The organism is Rossellomorea sp. QJM3NY_18, from assembly GCF_056173145.1.
In genome coordinates, this window is record NZ_CM149659.1 from 3500124 (window position 1) to 3520000 (window position 19877).

Below are 19877 nucleotides of genomic sequence, written 5' to 3' on the forward strand. Positions count from 1 at the left end.
CTCGATCGACTAAACATGCTTTTCATTGAATGGAAAGGATTCCTTAAACAGTGTCACGGCACTCAAGCGCTTTCTATTGAGCTCCACTCCGATCCCGCTGCCTTCCAAACGTTCCACCACACCATTTCTCACAACAATCGGTGAGGTAATGATGTCTTCTTCCCAATACTTCGAGGAGGAAGAGATGTCACCAGGAACCCGGAATCCTTCAAGGGTTGAAAGCGCCAGATTATGAGCCCGGGAAACCCCGAATTCAATCATCCCGCCGCACCAAACCTTTATCCCGTTTTCCCGGCACAACCGATAGATCTCAAGCGCACTCGTATATCCCCCGACCCTGCCAAGCTTGATGTTGACCACTCCACAGCTATTCAAATGAATCGCACTCTTCATGTCGTGGGGGGTAACGATGCTTTCATCGAGACAGATCGGTGTGGTTATCTCCTTTTGCAGTAAAGAATGTTCCACTAAATCGTCGATGCCAAGGGGCTGCTCGATCATCTCTAAATCGAATTCATCCAATGCTTGAAGCCGGGGTGTATCTTCAAGACTATACGCTGAATTCGCATCAGCTAAAAAGGAAAGCTTTGGAAAATGGGATCTCAATTCTTTTACGATTTCCACATCGGCCCCTGGAGAAATTTTTAGCTTTATTCGTTGATATCCTTCTTGCACAAGGTCTTCAGCCTGCGTGACCATCTCTGGAACCGAGCCAGCTCCGATTACAGCCCCGGCAAGTACTTCTTTACGCGTCCCGCCGATCATATTCCATAATGGCACCTCTTGCTGCCTCGCATAAAGATCCCATAAGGCCATTTCAAGGGCAGCCTTCGCCATGGCATTTCCCCGGACGGCTTCAAACCGCTTCCCGATTTCCTCAGGATGGTGAAAAGGCCGGCTGTTCATTAGGGGGATCAAGACATCCTTCAGCATATGATAGGATGTTTTGACCGTTTCTTCTGTATACCACGGTGTGGAAAAGGCGACTCCTTCCCCCAGTCCGCACATTCCATCTCTGTCCTTGACTTCGACGATGATGCCTTCGCGGTCTTTAACCGTTTGAAGATGGGTCACAAATGGACTTTTTAAAGGCATGGAAATAACGTGAAGGGTGATGGATTTAATCTTCATCGGCGACCATTCCTTTTTCCCACTGCTCTCTTAACACTCTTCTCAGCAGTTTGTTTGACGCATTTCGTGGAAGTTCATCGACAAACACGATTTTTTTCGGACGTTTATAAGACGCCAGGTTCTTCTTGCAATGTGTGATAATATCCTCTATTGTCAGATGATCTTTTTTCACAATGAAGGCACATGGAATCTGTCCCCATTCGTCACTTGTAATGCCTGCCACTCCTGCATCCTCCACCCCGTCACAGCTGAGGAGGACACTCTCGATTTCAGCCGGATACACATTTTCCCCTCCGGAAATAATCAAGTCCGAACGCCTGTCCAGGACAAATAAGAACCCTTCTTCATCCACATATCCGATGTCCCCCGTATGGAACCAGCCCGATTCAAAGCTTTTGGCGTTGGCTTCCTCTCTCCGGTAATAGCCACTCGTCACATTCGGCCCTTTCACAAGGATTTCCCCTTCTTGATTCGCACCTTCTTTTTTCTTGATCATTAATTCAGAAGGAAAGAGGGGCTTTCCGGCCGATCCGAGCTTAGACATACTGTACTCTGGTGCCAATGTCACAATTTGAGAGGCGGTTTCTGTCATACCATAGGTTTGGAAGACCGGGACCCCTTTTTCTTCACACTTCTGCAGCAATGGAAGTGGCGCAGGACCACCGCCCAACAGCATGCAGCGGAAACTTGGATGATAGGTTTCATCCCCCATGCCTCTCATCAAACGGGAGAGCATATTGCTGACAACCGACATGATGGAGACATTCCCTGACATCAATTCACGGTTGATCCCTTCCACGTCAAAGGTTTCAAACAGACGCACGTTCATTCCGTAAATAACACCTCGCATCAGGATTGAATAACCACTGATATGAAAAAGGGGTACAGAACAAAGCCATGTATCATTTTCATTTATACCAAGATTCAGGGAAGACCCAATGGCGCTCCACCAATGGTTCCCATACGATTGAAGAACCCCCTTTGGCGCTCCCGTCGTACCTGATGTGTACATGACCGAGCATGCTTGATCTAACTGAAAATGATCCTTCACCTCAAATCCTGTCGGGACAGTGTCGAATAATTGAGAGAAAGAGACTCCGACCGCGTCTTCCCCTAAAAAAGAAAGCTTCCCTGCAAATTCATCATCATAAATGACCGTCCCTAATCCCATATCTTGAATCTGGAAAGAAAGTTCATTTTCACTTAACTTATTGTTTAAGAGTACAGTCGTGAAACCGAGCTGTTGAATGGCATGAACAAGTAAGACAGACTCCACTTTGTTTTTAATCATGAGTCCCAAAAAAGGATGAGACGAATGTTTTACGATGGTATGTAGTTGTTCCCCGATCGAAATGGCTTTTTCCCACAGCTCACCAAATGTATACTCCACATCACCATTCGTTAAAGCCATTCGGTCAGGGGTTAAAAATGCTCGTTGTTTCAGCCAGTTAGGCAATTCCTGTGTTGTCATTCTGTCATTCTCCATTCCTTTCGTTTTGATTCATTTTTCATTTAAAAAAGCCCGATGAATCCATATCAGATTCATCAGGCTGCCCTCAAATCAAGGGAAACGAGGAAATTGTCCGAAGTCCGGCTTACGCTTTTCTTTGAATGCGTCTCGTCCTTCTTTTGCTTCTTCTGTTGTGTAGTAGAGAAGGGTAGCGTCACCTGCAAGTTGCTGCAGACCTGCCAGTCCATCTGTATCTGCGTTGAATGAAGCTTTCAAGAAACGAAGGGCAGTCGGACTTTTCTCAAGCATTTCTGATGCCCATTGAACCGTTTCCGCTTCAAGTTGCTCGTATGGAACCACTGTATTTACAAGGCCCATATCAAGCGCTTCCTGAGCACTGTATTGACGGCATAGGTACCAGATTTCTTTCGCTTTCTTGTGACCGATGATGCGTGCAAGATATCCTGCACCGTATCCAGCGTCAAAACTTCCTACTTTAGGACCTGTTTGTCCGAAGGTTGCATTGTCTGCTGCAATCGTAATATCACATACGACGTGAAGGACGTGTCCGCCTCCAATCGCATAACCCGCTACCATTGCAATGACCGGCTTAGGAATAACGCGGATCAGACGCTGTAAGTCCAATACATTCAAGCGAGGAATTTCATCTTCCCCTACATATCCGCCATGACCGCGTACACGTTGGTCTCCGCCTGAACAGAACGCTTTCTCACCTGCACCTGTTAAAACGATGACACCAACCTTGGAATCGTCGCGTGCATAAGCAAATGCATCGATTAGTTCCATGACGGTTTTAGGACGGAATGCGTTGTGAACTTCTGGTCGATTGATCGTGATCTTAGCGATTCCATTGTATGTTTCGTATAAAATATCTTCGTAATTTCTTTCTGAAACCCATTCAAAAGCCATTGGTTTGTTCCTCCTTTATGTAGTAAAAAGTAGTTCCTCTATTATTGTACCAAACTTTCGCGATTCTTCCACATGAATTGCATGCCCGGTGTTGGAAAATGTCAGGATTTGAAAATCGGGATTGAGCTTTTTCATCTCTTCTGCAATATGAACGAACTTATGATCCAGTTCTCCCACGAGTAACCGGACTGGAAATGTTAGTTCACCAAGCCTGTCCCATAAAGAATCCTGTGCCCCGGTACCCATCCCTTTCAAGCTATTGGATAAGCCTGTGACCGATTGCCTCAGTCGCTGTTGCCTGATATCGGAACGTTCTCTATCCGATAGTCTCTTCTGAGAGGCGAACAGGGGAATCTCCTGCCAGAAGTCGACAAAGTCTTTAATGCCTTCACTTTCTATTCTGTCCGCCAATGCATGATCCTTCTTCCGTCGCTCTTCTCTTTCTTCACTCGTCCTCAATCCGGGAGAGGCACTTTCTAATATCAATGCCTTCACTTTTTCAGGATAAGCCAAGCTGAAGTGAAGTGCGATACGCCCACCCATTGAATACCCGACCAACACTGCGTTGTCGATTTCGAGCTCATCTAGAAGGCTGCAGATATCTTCTGCAACCCGCTCCATTGTGTATCTTGTGACGTCTTTCGGGGACTCCGTACGACCATGACCAATCAAATCAATGCTGACACATCGATATGTAGCAGACAATTGATCGGTGACCCTGGACCACGTTGTTGTATCGCCTGTGAATCCGTGAAGGAAAACCAAAGGGTCTCCCTCCCCCTTCACTTCTACAAAATAGCGGATATCATCTACTTGAAGAATCAAGATTTTCACCCTTTAGGTTCTGAGTCATTTCCCGGGAAACAAAATTCCACAATTTACGATGATTTGCTACATTTTCTTCCCGATTGGTCACAACTTCAATGATCTTTATTCCCTTGCTTTGCTCTGCTTCCTGGAGAGCCGGAAGGAATGCTTCCCCGCTTCCAACATGGAAATAATGTGCTCCGTATAGTTTGGCTGCATGAGCAAATTCCAAGTCCATCGGGGTTCCGAACAGGTCTTCGAAGTGAGTCTGATCACCTGCTTGGGGCAGGTAGGAAAAGATTCCGCCCCCATTATTGTTCATCACCACAATCGTCATATCCAATTGATATTTCCTCGCTGTCAATAACCCATTAAGGTCATGGAAAAAGGCGAGATCCCCAATCAGGAGATACATTGGCTGAGATATTGTACTCATGCCGAGAGCCGTGGATACCACACCGTCAATTCCATTGGCTCCGCGGTTGGCAAAGATCCGCTGGGACAGGTCATTCGTGAAAAAGTATGTATCCAAATCACGGATTGGCATGCTGTTGCTGGAAAACAGGGTCGCTCCTTCAGGCAAATGCTGTATCAACTGATGGACCGCCATTCCTTCATCCCAGGATTGGTGACCCTTGACGAGTAAACTCTTCGTTTCCTTATTGACATGCTTCCACTCATCAAGCCATGCCCTATTTCTTTTCCCACTTTGATCCATAAAGCTTTGACAAAACAGGTTTTCCCCGCAGTGAATAAAATCGGTACCGCGTGCCGTCGGGTCCTGCCACTCTTCCCCTTTACTCACAACCCAGGCCGGGATATCCGTCAGGCCTTTCATAAACAGCATAAGCGCCTTCGATACAGGCATGGCACCGAAACGGATAATGAGATCTGGATGTAGTGATTCTTTCAGTTCATCAATTCGTAAGAACGTGTCGTAGCAGTCAATGATATTATCTTTAGAATGGTTCCCGCTCCGCATGAAGGACAGTGGATCCGCAACGATCGGCAGTGCATATTCTTCGGCAAATCGTATGATGGACGGAACAGCCTCTTCGCTTAGACCGGGGCCGCACACGATGAGGCCACGCTTTGAATTCCCTAATGTTTCCTGAAGTTCATGCTTGAAGTCAGGAGATAACTGTCGCTCTCCTTGAAGGACTCTTTTTCCCGGTTTCCCGATTGAGAGTTCAACTTTTTGTAAATCCGGGATCAACGGTTCCCTAAACGGGAAATTATAATGAACCGGCCCTTCCGGATATCCCGTTGAAAGAGCTACGCCCCTGACAGCAGAGGATCGTGCATATTGCAGCATGGACGGGATGCTTTCAGGCAATGCCATGTCGATGGACCATTTCACGTGTTTCCCGTAAAGATCGATCTGATCAATGGCTTGAGGGGCACCCACTTCCCTCAGTTCATGGGGCCGATCCGCTGTCAGCACAATGAGGGGCACCCTTGCATAGCGAGCTTCAATGACAGCAGGATAGTAATTGGCTCCGGCCGTCCCGGAACTGCAAAGGATGGCGACGGGCTTTTTCTTAGCCTTGGCGATCCCCAATGCAAAAAAAGCCGCAGAGCGTTCATCCACATTGATATACGTCTTCACCCCGGGATGGTGGGCGAATAACAACGCTAAAGGAGTAGAACGAGAGCCGGGACTGATGACGACTTCGTCTACTCCATTTCCAACCAATTCTTCAATGAAGGCCGCTAAATAATCTGTCAGGTTCTTCTGATGTTCATCAATCATGTACGGTTCCCCCTAATGCCCGGAGCATCGGCCGAAATTTCATCTGTGTTTCCTTGAATTCACTTTCAGGCTCTGAGTCGGCTACGATTCCGCACCCTGCATACAAGTAGGCCTTGTCTCCCTGCAGGAGGCCTGAGCGAAGGGCGACGGCATATTCACCATTTCCATAGGCATCGATCCAACCGATGGGAGCAGCATATAGACCACGGTCCATATTTTCCTCCTGCCTGATCACATGCATCGCTTTGTCCCTCGGTACGCCACCCAGTGCGGGAGTGGGATGTAATTTTTCAACAAGGTTCAAAAGCGACGTATGCTCAGATGCCTCTCCGATGACCGGTGTATAGAGATGCTGGATATCCTTAAGCTTCATAAGCTGTGGCGTAGAAGGAATCGAAAGTGTGTCACAAAACGGGTTGAGGGCCTGTTGGATGCTGTCCACAACAAGCTGATGTTCGTACCGGTTCTTCTCATCCTCGAGCAGCTCTTCCCCAAGTTTCTCATCACTTTCCAAGGTATCCCCCCTGGCAATCGAACCTGCAAGGCAGGTGGAGAGGATTTCTCCCCCTGTTTTCTTTACGAGTCGTTCCGGAGTTGCGCCGATAAAGCAGCTTCCTTCCCATTCAAAGCTGAAGACGAAGCTGTCGGGCTGCTGCTTCCACAGATTGTCCAATACGAAATCAGATGACACCTGTTGGTCGAATGACACTTCACATTTTCTCGCAAGGACGACTTTATCCATCTCACCCTTTTGCAGGCGATTCACTACACTCTGGACGGATTCCTTCCATTCTTCAGGTTTTACATCACGGTTCCCAGTCCACTCAGGGCGTTCAGGGATGATGGCCTTTCGGGCGTTTGCAAGAAGCTCTTCTTTCAATCTGATACGCTCTTGGAATAAGCTTTCATCCTCATCCGGATGACAGATGACATTCATCGTCAAATAATTCGTTTTTTCAGGCTTTGTTAACATGAACATCGGGAGTTGGAATGTCCCAGTAGAGAAATGATCCCACTCTTCACTATTATCGTTCATCGGGTCGAAACGAAACCCGCCGTATAATAGTGGACCGGTTCCTGCCCATTTATCCCCCGCCACGATCACAGATTCCCGGATAAAGCGCTTCCACTCGTTCTCAACGGTAAAAAAGCGCTCTTCTTTTTCATCTGTAGACAGAATCTGAGCCGCTCCGAGCCCTACCAATGTGATGGTATGATCGCGGTCCTTCCATAGGAAGCGCTCACCATGAAAGGAGTTTCCTCCATAATAAAAAGAAAGAGGATCCACGGCATCAACTTCCTCCACTATACTGAGAAGGACGGGGCGATGTATTTGTTTAGCCTTCATTCTTGCTGTATCATATGCTTTTTCAATATTGGTCTTATGGATGGTAACCAATTGAATTCCCCCAAACAAAATCACGTACAATAGTCAAACTTACTATAAGATACACCTGTACTTATGGTGTGTCAACGGAGTTCAAGACATGTTTACAATATTTATCCTTATTATATATATAATAAACCCTTTTTCTTCTTTTGAGAAACCAAAAGCTTTGTAAAAGTCCTCAATTACTGGAAAATAGAACCTTCACGAATTTGTAGAAAATGATTGACAGTCTACTTCCCTTTACCTACACTTTAATCTGTAAAGGAATTGTAATGTTTTCTGAAAATTCCTTGTTACGTAAGGGAGAGAGAATGATGGAACAACAAGCATCCAACGTGTTGGAATCAGATAAAGGGTGGAGAATCTGGTGGCAATTGACCCGGCCCCACACTCTTACAGCAGCGTTTGTACCTGTACTATTAGGGACGGTACTCGCGTTGCAATTTACGAAAGTGGACATGTTGCTGTTTGCAGCCATGCTGGTTGCCTGCCTATTGATTCAGGCGGCGACGAATATGTTCAACGAATATTATGATTATAAAAGAGGCCTCGATACTGAACACTCGGTCGGGATCGGCGGAGCGATCGTCCGTAATGGTGTCAAACCATCAACGGTCATCAATCTTGCCTTTTCACTGTACGGGATCGCCCTTCTGTTAGGGATCTATATCTGTCTTAACAGTACATGGTGGCTGGCTCTCATAGGAATAGTGTGCATGGCAGCGGGGTACTTTTATACTGGCGGACCAATGCCAATTGCTTACACACCATTCGGCGAAATCGTAGCTGGATTTTTCATGGGATTTGTGATCATCATCATCTCATTTTACATCCAGACCGGCTACATCAATGGGGACAGCGTACTCATCTCAATTCCGGTTTCCATATTGGTAGGCTCCATATTATTGGCCAACAATATCCGCGACCTCGATGGAGACAAAGAAAACGGCCGGAAAACCATTGCGATCCTGTTAGGAAAAAAAGGCGCCATCATCCTCTTAGGCAGTATGTTTGTCGTATCCTACGCCTGGATCATCGGATTGGTCGTAACGGGGATCTCATCACCTTGGCTGTTCGTAGCCTTCTTGAGCGTCCCTAAAGCAATCAAAGCAACAAAAGGATTCATCGGGAAATCACACCCCATCGAAATGATGCCCGCCATGAAAGCAACGGCACAAACAAATACCATCTTTGGTTTCCTGTTATCCATTGGATTATTACTTGCTTATATGCTGTAGAAAGATTTAGGTTTCCTTGTTAAACCGCTGCCCGATTTCCGTGCAAGACTTCGCTTTCCTCGGGCGGAAGGCGAGCCTCCTCGTCACTGTCGTTCCTGCGGGGTCTCACCTATTCCGCTTTTCCCGTAGGAGTCTTCGTCTTGCACTCCAATCAACAGCTAGAACCGTTTAATTACCTTTTATATGCTTTTACAAAAACAATAAATCCGAACGATCATTCGATTTTCAAATGAAGAATTTCGAATGATCGTTCGGATTTTGTTTTGACTAAACCTGCTTCTTTTGGCACTCATCCATTATAATTGTTAAGAATCTTTTTCTGATGCTTATCCTTTTAAAAATTATTAAACCAATGTTGATTGAAGCGGAAGGTGCTCGACTCCTGCGGGAAACAACGAAAAGCGGAGGCGGCTTGTTCAGCCCCGACAAGCATAAGATGAATGGGCCTAAGAAGGCGTTTTTTGCCTTCTTGGACCATTTAGCTTATGACCTCGAGGGGCTAGCCGCCGGAGTTGGACAAGGGTAGGACACCACATGCAGCCGAGGAGGCTCACCGCCAAGCCCCGCGGAAAGCGAGCACCTGCAGCGGAAATCAACTAGCACTGGCTAATTGACCGGCTCGAAAAAAACCTTTTATGTTTTAACCATCCCACTTTCGGATAAAGTATGGTTAGGACAAGATTTAAGCGAACATAATGAAGGATGTGAAGAAATTGCTAACAGACAGTCAAAAACAGACTTTAAAACAAGAATTGGTGCAACAGGAAAAGCAGTTAAAAGAACATTTACATCAGGATTTAGATAATCTTCACCATACAAATGAACGCGATAACACAGGAGAACTCTCCCTTTATGATAATCATCCTGCCGATATGGGTACAGAGTTATATGAACGGGAGAAGGATTTCGCCATCGACGACCATGCCAAGCTTGAACTGGATAAAATCCAGCAAGCCCTGCACGCGATTGAAGCCGGTTCGTATGGTCAATGTAAAGAATGCGGACAGGATATCCCTTACGAGCGTCTCGAAGTCATTCCGACGACTCTTTATTGTAAGGAACATACACCAGAGAAGTCGACACCCCAGGATAGGCCGGTAGAAGAAGATGTACTGCAACCGCCTGTCGATAACGAATTCAGACATAAAACAGATGGGAACGTGCGTGACGACCAGGACAGTTTCCAGGAAGTCGGCCGTTTCGGGACATCTGAAACCCCATCCGATTTTGAAGGGGATCACGAGGATTACTCAGACCTGTATCAGGATGAGGACACTTCGGAAGGGTTCACCGAGGATTTTGAATCATTCGTCGGGACCGACATGGAAGGATCGAACCGTAAAGCCTATCCGTCGAAGACACATGAAGAGTATGAGGACATGCTCGATGAGAATGATATGGAATCACCACTGGGTGACATCCCCTATAAAGATGGAGACAGCTACGTTTCCGATAAGAAGAAAAAATAGAAAAAAACGCTTGGGATTCGATTCCCAAGCGTTTTTTCTATTTCGTTAAACTCCCCTGTGCAATGCCCCATATGTCCTTCGCATATTGCTCGATTGTCCGGTCACTGGAGAAATAGCCGGAATTGGCAATGTTCTGCAGGCACATCCGTGACCAGTGCTCTTTGTTTTCATACGCCTTTCCTGCCTGTTCATGAACCCTTACGTAGGAATCGAAATCCCTTAACACAAAGAATTGATCATTCTCAGTCAGTAACGAGTCATAAATGGTTTCGAAATGATCACCTGCATCCGGCAGGGTATCATCGATCAATTGGTTCAACACCTTTTTGATCCTTGTATCGTAGTGGAAGTACTCCATGGCGTAATAGCCTCCATGGTGCTGATATTTCATCACTTCCTCAGCCGTTAATCCAAATATAAAGATATTGTCCCTCCCGACCTGTTCGAGGATCTCAATATTCGCACCGTCAAGTGTCCCAAGGGTCAAAGCCCCGTTCATCATGAACTTCATATTCCCCGTACCCGACGCTTCCTTACTGGCCGTCGATATCTGCTCGGACAAGTCAGCTGCCGGGATGATCTCTTCTGCAAGGGACACCCGGTAATTTTCAAGGAACACGACTTTAATGCGCCCCTTCACAAGTGGATGATCATTCACGAGATCTGCTACCGAGTGGATTAGTTTAATGATCTTTTTGGCATAATAGTATCCAGGGGACGCCTTTGCCCCAAAAATGAATGTCCGTGGATGAAAATCAAATCCCGGATCTTCCACACAGCGATTATACAGGTGAAGAATATGCAACACATTCATTAACTGACGTTTGTACGCATGAAGCCGCTTCACCTGGATATCGAATATCGAGGACGGATCGACGATGATTCCATTGCTTTCATATATCAGCCCGGCAAGCTTTTGTTTATTTCCCTGCTTCACATCATACAGGTCTTTCAGGAATGCCGTATCATGGTGATACTCCTTCAGCTTCACCAGTTTGGAAGGGTCTTTGATCCACTCCTCCCCGATCGAAGAGGTAATCAGATTCGAAAGGGATGGATTGCTATTAAGGAGCCACCTTCTATGGGTGATTCCATTTGTTTTACTATTAAATTTCCCAGGATAATATTGATAAAATAAGTTCATTTCCCGCTGCTTCAGGATTTCCGTGTGGATCTTTGCCACACCGTTCACACTGAAGCTTCCTACAATCGCAAGATGGGCCATTTTAACTTCATCATGTGAGATGATCGCCATGTCCTCTATCCGCTTCCACTCACCGGGATACTCTTTCCATAATTCCCTGCAGAACCGTTCATTAATTTCATTCACAATCATGTGGATGCGGGGCAGGAGGGGCTGGAATATACGGATTGGCCATCTCTCCAGTGCTTCTGACAGAGTCGTATGGTTTGTATAGGCGAATGTATTCGTCGTGATTTCCCAGGCTTCTTCCCATTCAAAGGAGTATTCATCCAGAAGGACCCTCATCAGTTCGGGGATGGCAAGAACCGGGTGGGTATCATTGATATGGATTGAAATATTCTCATGCAGTTCCTTCAGATCCCCATTTCGGTAAAGGTACGAATCCAGAATGGATCGGATACTTGCTGACACCAGGAAGTATTGCTGCTTCAAGCGCAGGATCTTCCCTTCCTCATGGGTATCGTCAGGATATAGAAATTCTGTGATGGCTTCCGTATCACGTTTGTATTTCATCATATCTTTTCCCGCTTTATAGGCCGCAGGCTCGGCACTCCATAAACGAAGCGTATTGACCGTCGACGTTTCGAACCCCACTACAGGCATATCATAAGGAACCGCCGCGACGATTTCTGCATCTACATGTCGAAACCTTAAGACATCCTTTTCAGTATATGATTCCACCTTCCCCCAGAAAGGCACTTCGACGGTAAGATCTGATTTGCGGACCTCCCACACATGTCCATGACGCAGCCACTGTTCCGGAAGCTCCATCTGAAATCCGTTCACGATCTTTTGTTCAAACAATCCATGCTTATAACGGATACCATATCCATGGCCGGGTAAATTAAGGGAAGCCAGGGAATCCAGAAAGCAGGCAGCTAAACGGCCAAGGCCGCCATTTCCAAGGCCTGCATCGTGCTCGACCTCTTCCATTTCCGCAAGGTCGATTCCAAGATCCTGAAGACCTTTATCCACAATATCGTAAATCCCCAGATTCGTCAGATTTTGCCGGAGCAGACGCCCGAGCAGGAATTCGATGGATAAATAATACACTTGCTTTTGTTTATTGAACCGGTACTGCTCATTCGTATGGATCCAGTTCATCGAAATATATTCACGAATCAAATGACCTAATGTGAAAAACTGATCCTGACTGGTGGACTCAGGGAACGTCTTTCCATACATCATTTCTAGCTTCTTCAGAAACAATTCTTTGAATTCAATCGGATCAGAAAACATGGCTTTCACTCCTTGATACCAGGTCAGCGTATAGTTGATTATACTTAAAGGCCGATTGGGCCCAACTATAATCTTTATTCATTGCGTTACGTACAATATGAGTCCATGTTTCCGGATCTTCGTGAAAATACGATAGGGCTCTTCGATAGGTGTAAAGCATATCGTGAGCATTAAAGTTTTTGAAGGAGAAGCCGTTGCCGCTCTTCGTCTCCTCATTGTAGGATTCAACGGTATCGTTCAGTCCACCTGTCTCCCTTACAAGTGGCAGGGCTCCGTATCTCATGGCAATTAACTGTCCCAGCCCGCAAGGCTCGAACTTGGAAGGCATCAGGAACAGATCACTGGCAGAATAAATCTGTTTTGCCAATTCTTCATTGAAGCCGATCTGTACCCTGACCTTATCAGGATACGTCCACTCCATTTCCCTGAAGAACTGTTCAAACTCCCAATCACCTGTCCCCAACAGGACAAACTGGACATTTTCCTGGATCATTTCATGAAAGACGCCCCTGATGAGTTCAAGACCCTTTTGGTTCGTCAATCTCGAAATGATGGACACAAGAGGGATTTCTTCATTTTCCTCGAGGCCCAGGCCTTTTTGCAGATGTTGCTTCGCCTGCTTCTTTCCTTGAAGATTTCCGCTGAAGAAAGGAAACTCCCCGTCATCAGGATCATACACTTCATCATCAATCCCATTGAGGATCCCTAATAATTGGTTATACCGCTTGCCAAGTATATTATGAAGCTTTTCCCCGTAGTAAGGCGTGAGGATTTCTTCTTTATAGGTAGGACTCACCGTGGTGACGAAATCCGAAGAAATGAGCGCGCCTTTCATGAAATTGATATTCCCATAAAACTCGAGGTACTCATGATGAAAATACTTCTCCGGGATAGCTAATAAGTCGGTCATCACCTGTTTAGGGTAGATTCCTTGAAATTGCAGGTTATGAATCGTGAATACGCTGCGGATAAATGAGTAGCCCGGTCTCTCCTGATACTCGCTCCGGAGTAGGAACGGCACCATGCCCGTGTGCCAATCATGACAATGAATCACATCAGGATAGAAATCAAGAACAGCGATACTTTCCAACACTGCCCTTGTAAAATAGGAGAATCTCTCCCCATCGTCAAAGTATCCGTATAAACGCTCCCGGTTAAAATAATATTCATTATCCACAAAATAATATGTCACGCCATTTTCACTGTACTCTTCAATTCCACAATACTGATTTCTCCAGCCTACTGACACGAAAAACTCTTTCTTCCGTTTCATTCTGGAACGGAATTCTTGAGGGATCCCGCCGTATTTAGGCAGAATCACCCTGACATCCGTGCCTAAACTTCTTAACTCCTTGGGCAAAGCGCCTGCAACGTCCGCCAAGCCCCCGGATTTAATAAATGGGACACACTCAGATACTACAAATAACACTTTCACGAATTCATCAGCGCTCCTTGAATCATCCCTTTGCGAATGACAATTGGATTGTTTGCTTCTCCGATAAGCTTGACGCCATCTTCTATTCTCACATCTTTATCCAGAATCACATTCTCCAGTACACAGTTATCTCCAATTTGGCTCTTCTGCATAATGATGCTGTTAGAAATGGTGGTATTCCTGCCGACCTTCACCGCTCTGAACATGGTAGAATTCTTCACTTTGCCCTCAATGAAGCATCCATTGGCGATGATGCTATTTTTCACACTTGCAGCTGATGTGTAGCGTGTCGGTGGCTCATCCTTCACTTTCGTATAAATGGGCATATCTTTCTTGAACAGCTCTTTCCAATAGGATAAGTTCATAAGCTTCATACTTGCCTCATAGTATTCTCCAATGGAGTCAATCGTTTGAACAAATCCTTCATGCTCATATCCGCACACCTTAAATCCGCTATCCATGTCGTCCACCACATCCTGCATACATGTATAGCCCGTTTCTCGTCTGTTCTCGATCAAATCAATCAGTGTAGACGTTTTTACTAAGTACATTTCTAGTGAGCTGCCATTGTGCCGCATTTCCGTTATATCACAACCGACACGGATATGACGCTCGAGTACCGGTTGATAATCGATGCTACATAACGTAAAGCAATTGCTGATCAGCGCGTATTCCTGTGTACTGCGTCTGAAATAGTCCATATGATGGGCAAAGTGATTAAAGGATCCGACGCCCTCTTCATTCGCTTCCAACCCAGGAGCAGGAAAGAAAAACAAGCCATCCCGCTTCCGGTTCAGATCCCAGTTCTTTCCTGATCCAAGATGATCCATCAGCGATCTGTATTGAAACTTTGGAAAAATCGCCACACTGCCGATATCGGAATTCACCATATTGGAAAGGACAAAGTCAATCAATCGGTATCTGCCGGCTATGGGAAGGGCCGCTAATGAGCGATGTAACAATAAATCCTCCAGGGAATCATAGTAACTCGTAGCGTCGATAACACCAAGCATCGTATTTTTCAAAACACTTCTCCTCCTCTAATGTTGTTAAGATGATCTTGAACCTTACACTCTTTCCTGTTCCAGCAGTGCTTCAATGAATGATTCCGTCACCAGGATGATTTCATCGGATCCCTCTTCCGGCATGATGCACAAGCCCTTTGGAACCTTTACATTCGAAGGCACAATCGCCTGCTCGATATAGGCATTTTCTTCAACGACTGCGTCCGGCATAATGACTGAACGACTGACATGCGCTCCCTTTTTCACCGTTGTTCCCTGGAAGAGGACGGACTTTTGAATTGTTCCTTCAATCGTACACCCTTCATTTACAAGAGATCCCTCCACATGGGCTTCTTCTGAAATATATTGAGGAGGCTCATTCGGATTAACCGAATACACTCTCCAATCATGATCGAACAGGTTCAGTTCATTCTGTTCATCTATCAGGTCCATATTCGCTTCCCAAAGGCTCTTGACCGTACCGACATCCTTCCAATAGCCTTCAAATGGATAAGCCATCAGTTTCTTCTTCTCATCAAGGAGGAGAGGAATGACATCCTTCCCAAAGTCATGGCTCGAATCTGGATTCCGTTCATCCATCTCCAGAAAATCCTTCAACACGGAATAGTTGAAGATGTAAATACCCATCGACGCAAGATTGCTTTTCGGGAAAGGCGGTTTTTCTTCAAACTCCGTGACACGCATATCCTCATTCGTGTTCATTAGTCCGAAACGGCTCGCTTCATCCCATCCCACTTCAATGACTGAAATCGAGACATCTGCTTTTTTCTCGATGTGATAATCAAGCATTTTACTATAATCCATTTTGTATATGTGATCCCCCGACAGAATCAATACGTACTCGGGATCATATTGCTCTAGGTAATTCATATTCTGATAAATGGCGCTTGCCGTCCCCGTATACCAGCGCATCTCGGATGATTCAGAATAAGGGGGCAGCACGGTCACGCCACCATTTCTGCGGTCAAGATCCCACGCACTCCCGATCCCGATATAAGAATTCAATACCAGGGGCTGGTACTGGGTAAGAACGCCGACAGTGTCGATGCCTGAGTTCGTACAATTGCTCAGGGTAAAATCAATGATACGGTACTTTCCTCCAAATGGTACGGCCGGTTTCGCCAGACTCTTCGTCAATGAACTTAACCTGCTCCCTTTTCCACCTGCTAACAACATGGCCACACATCTACCTTTTGTCATTAAATCTTCTCCCCTTTCACTCGGTTGGTCTTAAATAAACGGCTGCGTATGGTGGAATCGTCATTTCCACATACCCATCTCTTCCATGATACGGTTCATTGTGCACGGTAAGCGGGTTGGGATTCACCTGATGGGAACCTCCAAACCTTTCATCATCACTATTCCAAATCTCTTCATAAGAAGAAACCTTATCCACTCCCACCTTATACTGGTGATACACATGTGGACTGAAATTGCAGATTACCACAAGATGATTTCCCTTCTCTATCCCATTACGGATGAAAGAGAAAATCTGCTGCTCTGCATTATTGACATCAACCCACTCGAATCCATCTGAACGATGATCCATCTGAAATAATGGCTCAGCACCTTTATATAAATGCATTAGCTCTTTAAAATATGAATTGAATTTGTGATGAAATTCGTAATCCAGTAAATGCCAATCCAATTCCTCAAGGTCCTTCCATTCTGAAAACGGCGCCAGTTCACTTCCCATGAACAGAAGTTTCTTTCCTGGATGAGCCATCATGAAGCCGAGGAGCAACCGGTATTGAGCGAATTTCTGCCAGTAATCCCCCGGCATTTTATTTAATAACGACTTCTTCCCATGCACCACTTCATCATGGGAGAAGGGAAGAACATAATTCTCTGAAAACGCATATAACAACGAAAACGTAATGAGAGAATGCACATTCTTTCGTTCAGATGGATCGGTTTCCATATATTTAAGGACGTCATTCATCCATCCCATATTCCACTTATAATTAAATCCAAGTCCTCCATAATGAACAGGAGACGTCACCTGTGGCCAGTCCGTAGAATCCTCTGCAATCATCAGAATCGAAGAATCACACTCAAAAACGGCCTTGTTCAAGTTTTTCAAAAACTGTATGGCACCTTCATTCGGCGTAAGCTCACCTTGATTCGCCCAATAAATGATGTTCGCCACCGCATCGATCCTGAAGCCATCGATATGATACTGGTCCATCCAGAAACGGGCATTGGAAATAAGGAAGCTTCTCACTTCCCCTTTGCCTAAATCAAAGTTCGCCGTACCCCACGTATAATTCTCCCGGTCCCTTTCCTCACTGTACTCATAGGCAAACGAACCATCAAACTCATATAACCCATGCGCATCCTTACAAAAATGACCTGGGACCCAATCCAGGATCACGCCAATATTATGTAAATGACATTCGTTCACAAATGCCATCAAATCATGTGGTGAGCCGTAGCGACTGGTAGGGGAATAATAACCCGTACCCTGATAACCCCAGGAACGGTCAAATGGATGCTCCGTGACTGGCAGCAGCTCAATATGGGTGAATCCCTGCTCTTTCACATGGGGAATCAATTGCTGCGCCAATTCCCTATAAGATAGAAACGTTCCTGCTTCCTTCTTCCACGTACCTAAATGAACCTCATAAATCGTCATAGGCTTGTCGTAGATCGTAGTGGTTGAACGGTCCTCGAGCCACTTCTCATCTTCCCATGCAAAGCCCTCCAGCTCATACACGACGCTTGCCGTATGAGGGCGCTTTTCAGAGGCAAACCCGTACGGATCCGCCTTTAGCTTCTTTGTCCCCAGGGGAGTCGTAATCTCATACTTATACGTTTCTCCCGTCAGATCTTTATCGACTCGAATCGTCCACAGACCTTCACTGTTCCGCTTTTTTAAATCATATCCATTCCCATTCCATTGATTAAAGGAACCCACCAATGAAACATGCCTTGCTTTCGGTGCCCAAACGCAAAATTCTGTATAGGTCCCAGTGGAATCCCTTCTCACATGTGCACCCATAAACTGATAGGCCTGCTGCAAATTTCCCTCATGAAACAAAAATACATCGTAATCTGTTATGGTCATTGCGTTCATCATCTCACCTACATTTTTTCAATCTACTTAACTACTTTCTAACAACATCACCAAAATCCTCTTTATAATCGTCGTTCAATTACGACAATTTACTACATGCTTACATTGAAAAAGTTCAAATTTGGAATTTTATTCTAAATGGCAAGGTTTACATTGTAAAAACATAGGGGAAATACGTTGAAATCTTAGCGGAATTTGTCGAAAGTTTTTTTGTGAAAAAATTTAATATTTGTAGGAAATATAGAGGGATTCCGGTATTTTGTATAGGATTTTGGTTGCTTGGAAGTTGAAATAGCGGTGTCGAATGAAGGGAGGGAAAAGGTGTTAGAAAGTGGATAATAAAAGAGGGAAAAGTCGATAATAGATCCATCGACGCAGAAACCTAGAACCACATTTTACATATTAAACATAATTACAACAGCTCCATTTCAAGGCATAGTGCTGCTTTGAACAACAAAAAAAGACTATCAACAATGATAGTCTCTTCATAATGACCCATACGGGATTCGAACCCGTGTTACCGCCGTGAAAGGGCGGTGTCTTAACCGCTTGACCAATGGGCCTTAATGGCGGAGAAGGAGGGATTTGAACCCTCGCGCCAGTTGCCCGACCTACACCCTTAGCAGGGGCGCCTCTTCAGCCACTTGAGTACTTCTCCAAATATGGCTCCGCAGGCAAGATTCGAACTTGCGACCGATCGGTTAACAGCCGATAGCTCTACCACTGAGCTACTGCGGAATAATATAATGGTGGGCCTAAGTGGACTCGAACCACCGACCTCACGCTTATCAGGCGTGCGCTCTAACCAGCTGAGCTATAGGCCCAAAAATGAATTGGAGCGGGTGAAGGGAATCGAACCCTCATCATCAGCTTGGAAGGCTGAGGTTTTACCACTAAACTACACCCGCACTAAATATGGGGCGACTGATGGGAATCGAACCCACGAATGCCTGAACCACAATCAGGTGCGTTAACCACTTCGCCACAATCGCCATAATGTGTCTAAATAGAAAAATGGTGGCTCAGGACGGAATCGAACCGCCGACACATGGATTTTCAGTCCATTGCTCTACCAACTGAGCTACTGAGCCATATTTAGTATGCATCCTACAATTAGAATGTTGTAGTCCATCGTCCAGCTCTCAGGATGCTGAATCAAGGAGCTGCTCGAGCTGTATGCTGAAGTTTACTCGGGTGAAGCTTATTCATCGTGCTCTACCAACTGAGCTACTGAGCCAAATAGTTTTCGGCTTCCGCTAAGCTTCGAATCTCTTCGTCAGCTCTCTCAGTCACATCCTCACGTATGTTAAATACGCTCCGGTGTTCCTTCGATCGCTTCCTCGACCTTCTCGCTTATCGAAACCCTTTTCCATTTGAAGAAACAGAACTATATCAAAAAATAAATGGCGGTCCGGACGGGACTCGAACCCGCGACCTCCTGCGTGACAGGCAGGCATTCTAACCAACTGAACTACCGGACCAAAGTTATTTTGCGCTAGCAAAAATAACTTTCCATACGTGACTCATCGCGAATTATCAATTTCCTAATTCATAAATAAATCAAAATGGTATTGCGGGGACAGGATTTGAACCTGCGACCTTCGGGTTATGAGCCCGACGAGCTACCGAACTGCTCCACCCCGCGACGATAAAATATTATTAAGTTTCTACTATCCCATAATGCATCACGCAGATCCGCTCCGACTTCAGTAAGCTTATTCAAGCTGTTG

The 19877-nt window shown here is 45.6% G+C and carries 13 protein-coding genes and 9 tRNA genes; 2 read left to right on the top strand and 20 right to left on the bottom strand.

All coding sequences use genetic code 11. From position 1 onward, the window contains the following. Nucleotides 1–9: 9 nt before the first annotated feature. From menC to AC0VXY_RS18135, 6 genes are all read right to left on the bottom strand, one after another. Nucleotides 10–1131, bottom strand: coding sequence for an o-succinylbenzoate synthase (menC, locus tag AC0VXY_RS18110; protein WP_475526103.1), 1122 nt, complete (start codon nucleotides 1129–1131; stop codon nucleotides 10–12). After that, the gene (locus AC0VXY_RS18115; RefSeq protein ID WP_475526104.1) at nucleotides 1121–2602 is read right to left on the bottom strand and encodes an o-succinylbenzoate--CoA ligase; all 1482 of its coding nucleotides are present in this window, start codon (nucleotides 2600–2602) and stop codon (nucleotides 1121–1123) included. The genes menC and AC0VXY_RS18115 overlap by 11 nt, the downstream gene beginning before the upstream one ends. A gap of 90 nt (nucleotides 2603–2692) precedes the next feature. Further along, nucleotides 2693–3511, bottom strand: a complete 819-nt coding sequence (gene menB, locus AC0VXY_RS18120) for a 1,4-dihydroxy-2-naphthoyl-CoA synthase (protein WP_435989524.1) — start codon at nucleotides 3509–3511, stop codon at nucleotides 2693–2695. A 15-nt stretch (nucleotides 3512–3526) separates the two neighbouring features. Further along, nucleotides 3527–4345, bottom strand: a complete 819-nt coding sequence (gene menH, locus AC0VXY_RS18125; RefSeq protein ID WP_475526105.1) for a 2-succinyl-6-hydroxy-2,4-cyclohexadiene-1-carboxylate synthase — start codon at nucleotides 4343–4345, stop codon at nucleotides 3527–3529. After that, nucleotides 4317–6071 (bottom strand): 2-succinyl-5-enolpyruvyl-6-hydroxy-3-cyclohexene-1-carboxylic-acid synthase, encoded by a 1755-nt coding sequence (gene menD / locus AC0VXY_RS18130; RefSeq protein ID WP_475526106.1) that lies wholly within the window; start codon nucleotides 6069–6071, stop codon nucleotides 4317–4319. The genes menH and menD overlap by 29 nt, the downstream gene beginning before the upstream one ends. Beyond that, nucleotides 6064–7470 carry an isochorismate synthase gene (locus AC0VXY_RS18135; RefSeq protein ID WP_475526107.1) on the bottom strand — a complete coding sequence of 469 codons (1407 nt, stop codon included), beginning with the start codon at nucleotides 7468–7470 and terminating at the stop codon, nucleotides 6064–6066. The genes menD and AC0VXY_RS18135 overlap by 8 nt, the downstream gene beginning before the upstream one ends. Nucleotides 7471–7775: 305 nt before the next feature. Here AC0VXY_RS18135 and AC0VXY_RS18140 point away from each other — a divergent pair, with 305 nt between their 5' ends. Together AC0VXY_RS18140 and AC0VXY_RS18145 are read left to right on the top strand one after the other, a co-directional pair. After that, a complete protein-coding gene (locus AC0VXY_RS18140) occupies nucleotides 7776–8699 on the top strand; it encodes a 1,4-dihydroxy-2-naphthoate polyprenyltransferase (RefSeq protein WP_475527898.1) in 924 nt (307 codons plus the stop codon). A 704-nt stretch (nucleotides 8700–9403) separates the two neighbouring features. Then, entirely contained in the window at nucleotides 9404–10168 is a 765-nt protein-coding gene (locus AC0VXY_RS18145; protein WP_435989520.1) for a TraR/DksA C4-type zinc finger protein, read from the top strand. 37 nt (nucleotides 10169–10205) lie between these two features. On the opposite strand, the gene AC0VXY_RS18150 is transcribed toward AC0VXY_RS18145, so the two are convergent. The 14 genes from AC0VXY_RS18150 to AC0VXY_RS18215 all read right to left on the bottom strand — a co-directional run bounded on the left by AC0VXY_RS18150 (nucleotide 10206) and on the right by AC0VXY_RS18215 (nucleotide 19792). Beyond that, entirely contained in the window at nucleotides 10206–12611 is a 2406-nt protein-coding gene (locus tag AC0VXY_RS18150) for a glycogen/starch/alpha-glucan phosphorylase (protein ID WP_435989519.1), read from the bottom strand. Continuing rightward, nucleotides 12601–14046, bottom strand: coding sequence for a glycogen synthase GlgA (gene glgA / locus AC0VXY_RS18155; RefSeq protein ID WP_475526108.1), 1446 nt, complete (start codon nucleotides 14044–14046; stop codon nucleotides 12601–12603). Before glgA ends, AC0VXY_RS18150 begins: the two co-directional genes overlap by 11 nt. Beyond that, on the bottom strand, nucleotides 14043–15071 hold the full coding sequence (locus tag AC0VXY_RS18160; protein ID WP_475526109.1) for a GlgC family sugar phosphate nucleotidyltransferase: 1029 nt from the start codon (nucleotides 15069–15071) through the stop codon (nucleotides 14043–14045). Before AC0VXY_RS18160 ends, glgA begins: the two co-directional genes overlap by 4 nt. A gap of 42 nt (nucleotides 15072–15113) precedes the next feature. Beyond that, nucleotides 15114–16271: a glucose-1-phosphate adenylyltransferase gene (locus AC0VXY_RS18165; RefSeq protein ID WP_475526110.1), complete on the bottom strand. Its 1158-nt coding sequence runs from the start codon at nucleotides 16269–16271 to the stop codon at nucleotides 15114–15116. 16 nt (nucleotides 16272–16287) lie between these two features. Beyond that, nucleotides 16288–18138 carry a 1,4-alpha-glucan branching enzyme gene (gene glgB / locus AC0VXY_RS18170; protein WP_475526111.1) on the bottom strand — a complete coding sequence of 617 codons (1851 nt, stop codon included), beginning with the start codon at nucleotides 18136–18138 and terminating at the stop codon, nucleotides 16288–16290. A 500-nt stretch (nucleotides 18139–18638) separates the two neighbouring features. Next, nucleotides 18639–18710 (bottom strand) — tRNA-Glu (locus tag AC0VXY_RS18175). 4 nt (nucleotides 18711–18714) lie between these two features. Next, a tRNA-Ser gene (locus tag AC0VXY_RS18180) sits at nucleotides 18715–18805 on the bottom strand. A gap of 5 nt (nucleotides 18806–18810) precedes the next feature. Next, a tRNA-Asn gene (locus AC0VXY_RS18185) sits at nucleotides 18811–18885 on the bottom strand. A 9-nt stretch (nucleotides 18886–18894) separates the two neighbouring features. Then, nucleotides 18895–18971: transfer RNA gene (locus AC0VXY_RS18190), tRNA-Ile, on the bottom strand. Between the two features lie 10 nt (nucleotides 18972–18981). Beyond that, nucleotides 18982–19055, bottom strand: a tRNA-Gly gene (locus tag AC0VXY_RS18195). A gap of 8 nt (nucleotides 19056–19063) precedes the next feature. After that, nucleotides 19064–19139, bottom strand: a tRNA-His gene (locus tag AC0VXY_RS18200). A 23-nt stretch (nucleotides 19140–19162) separates the two neighbouring features. Next, a tRNA-Phe gene (locus tag AC0VXY_RS18205) sits at nucleotides 19163–19238 on the bottom strand. 313 nt (nucleotides 19239–19551) lie between these two features. Continuing rightward, a tRNA-Asp gene (locus AC0VXY_RS18210) sits at nucleotides 19552–19628 on the bottom strand. Between the two features lie 90 nt (nucleotides 19629–19718). Beyond that, nucleotides 19719–19792, bottom strand: a tRNA-Met gene (locus AC0VXY_RS18215). Nucleotides 19793–19877: the final 85 nt, after the last annotated feature.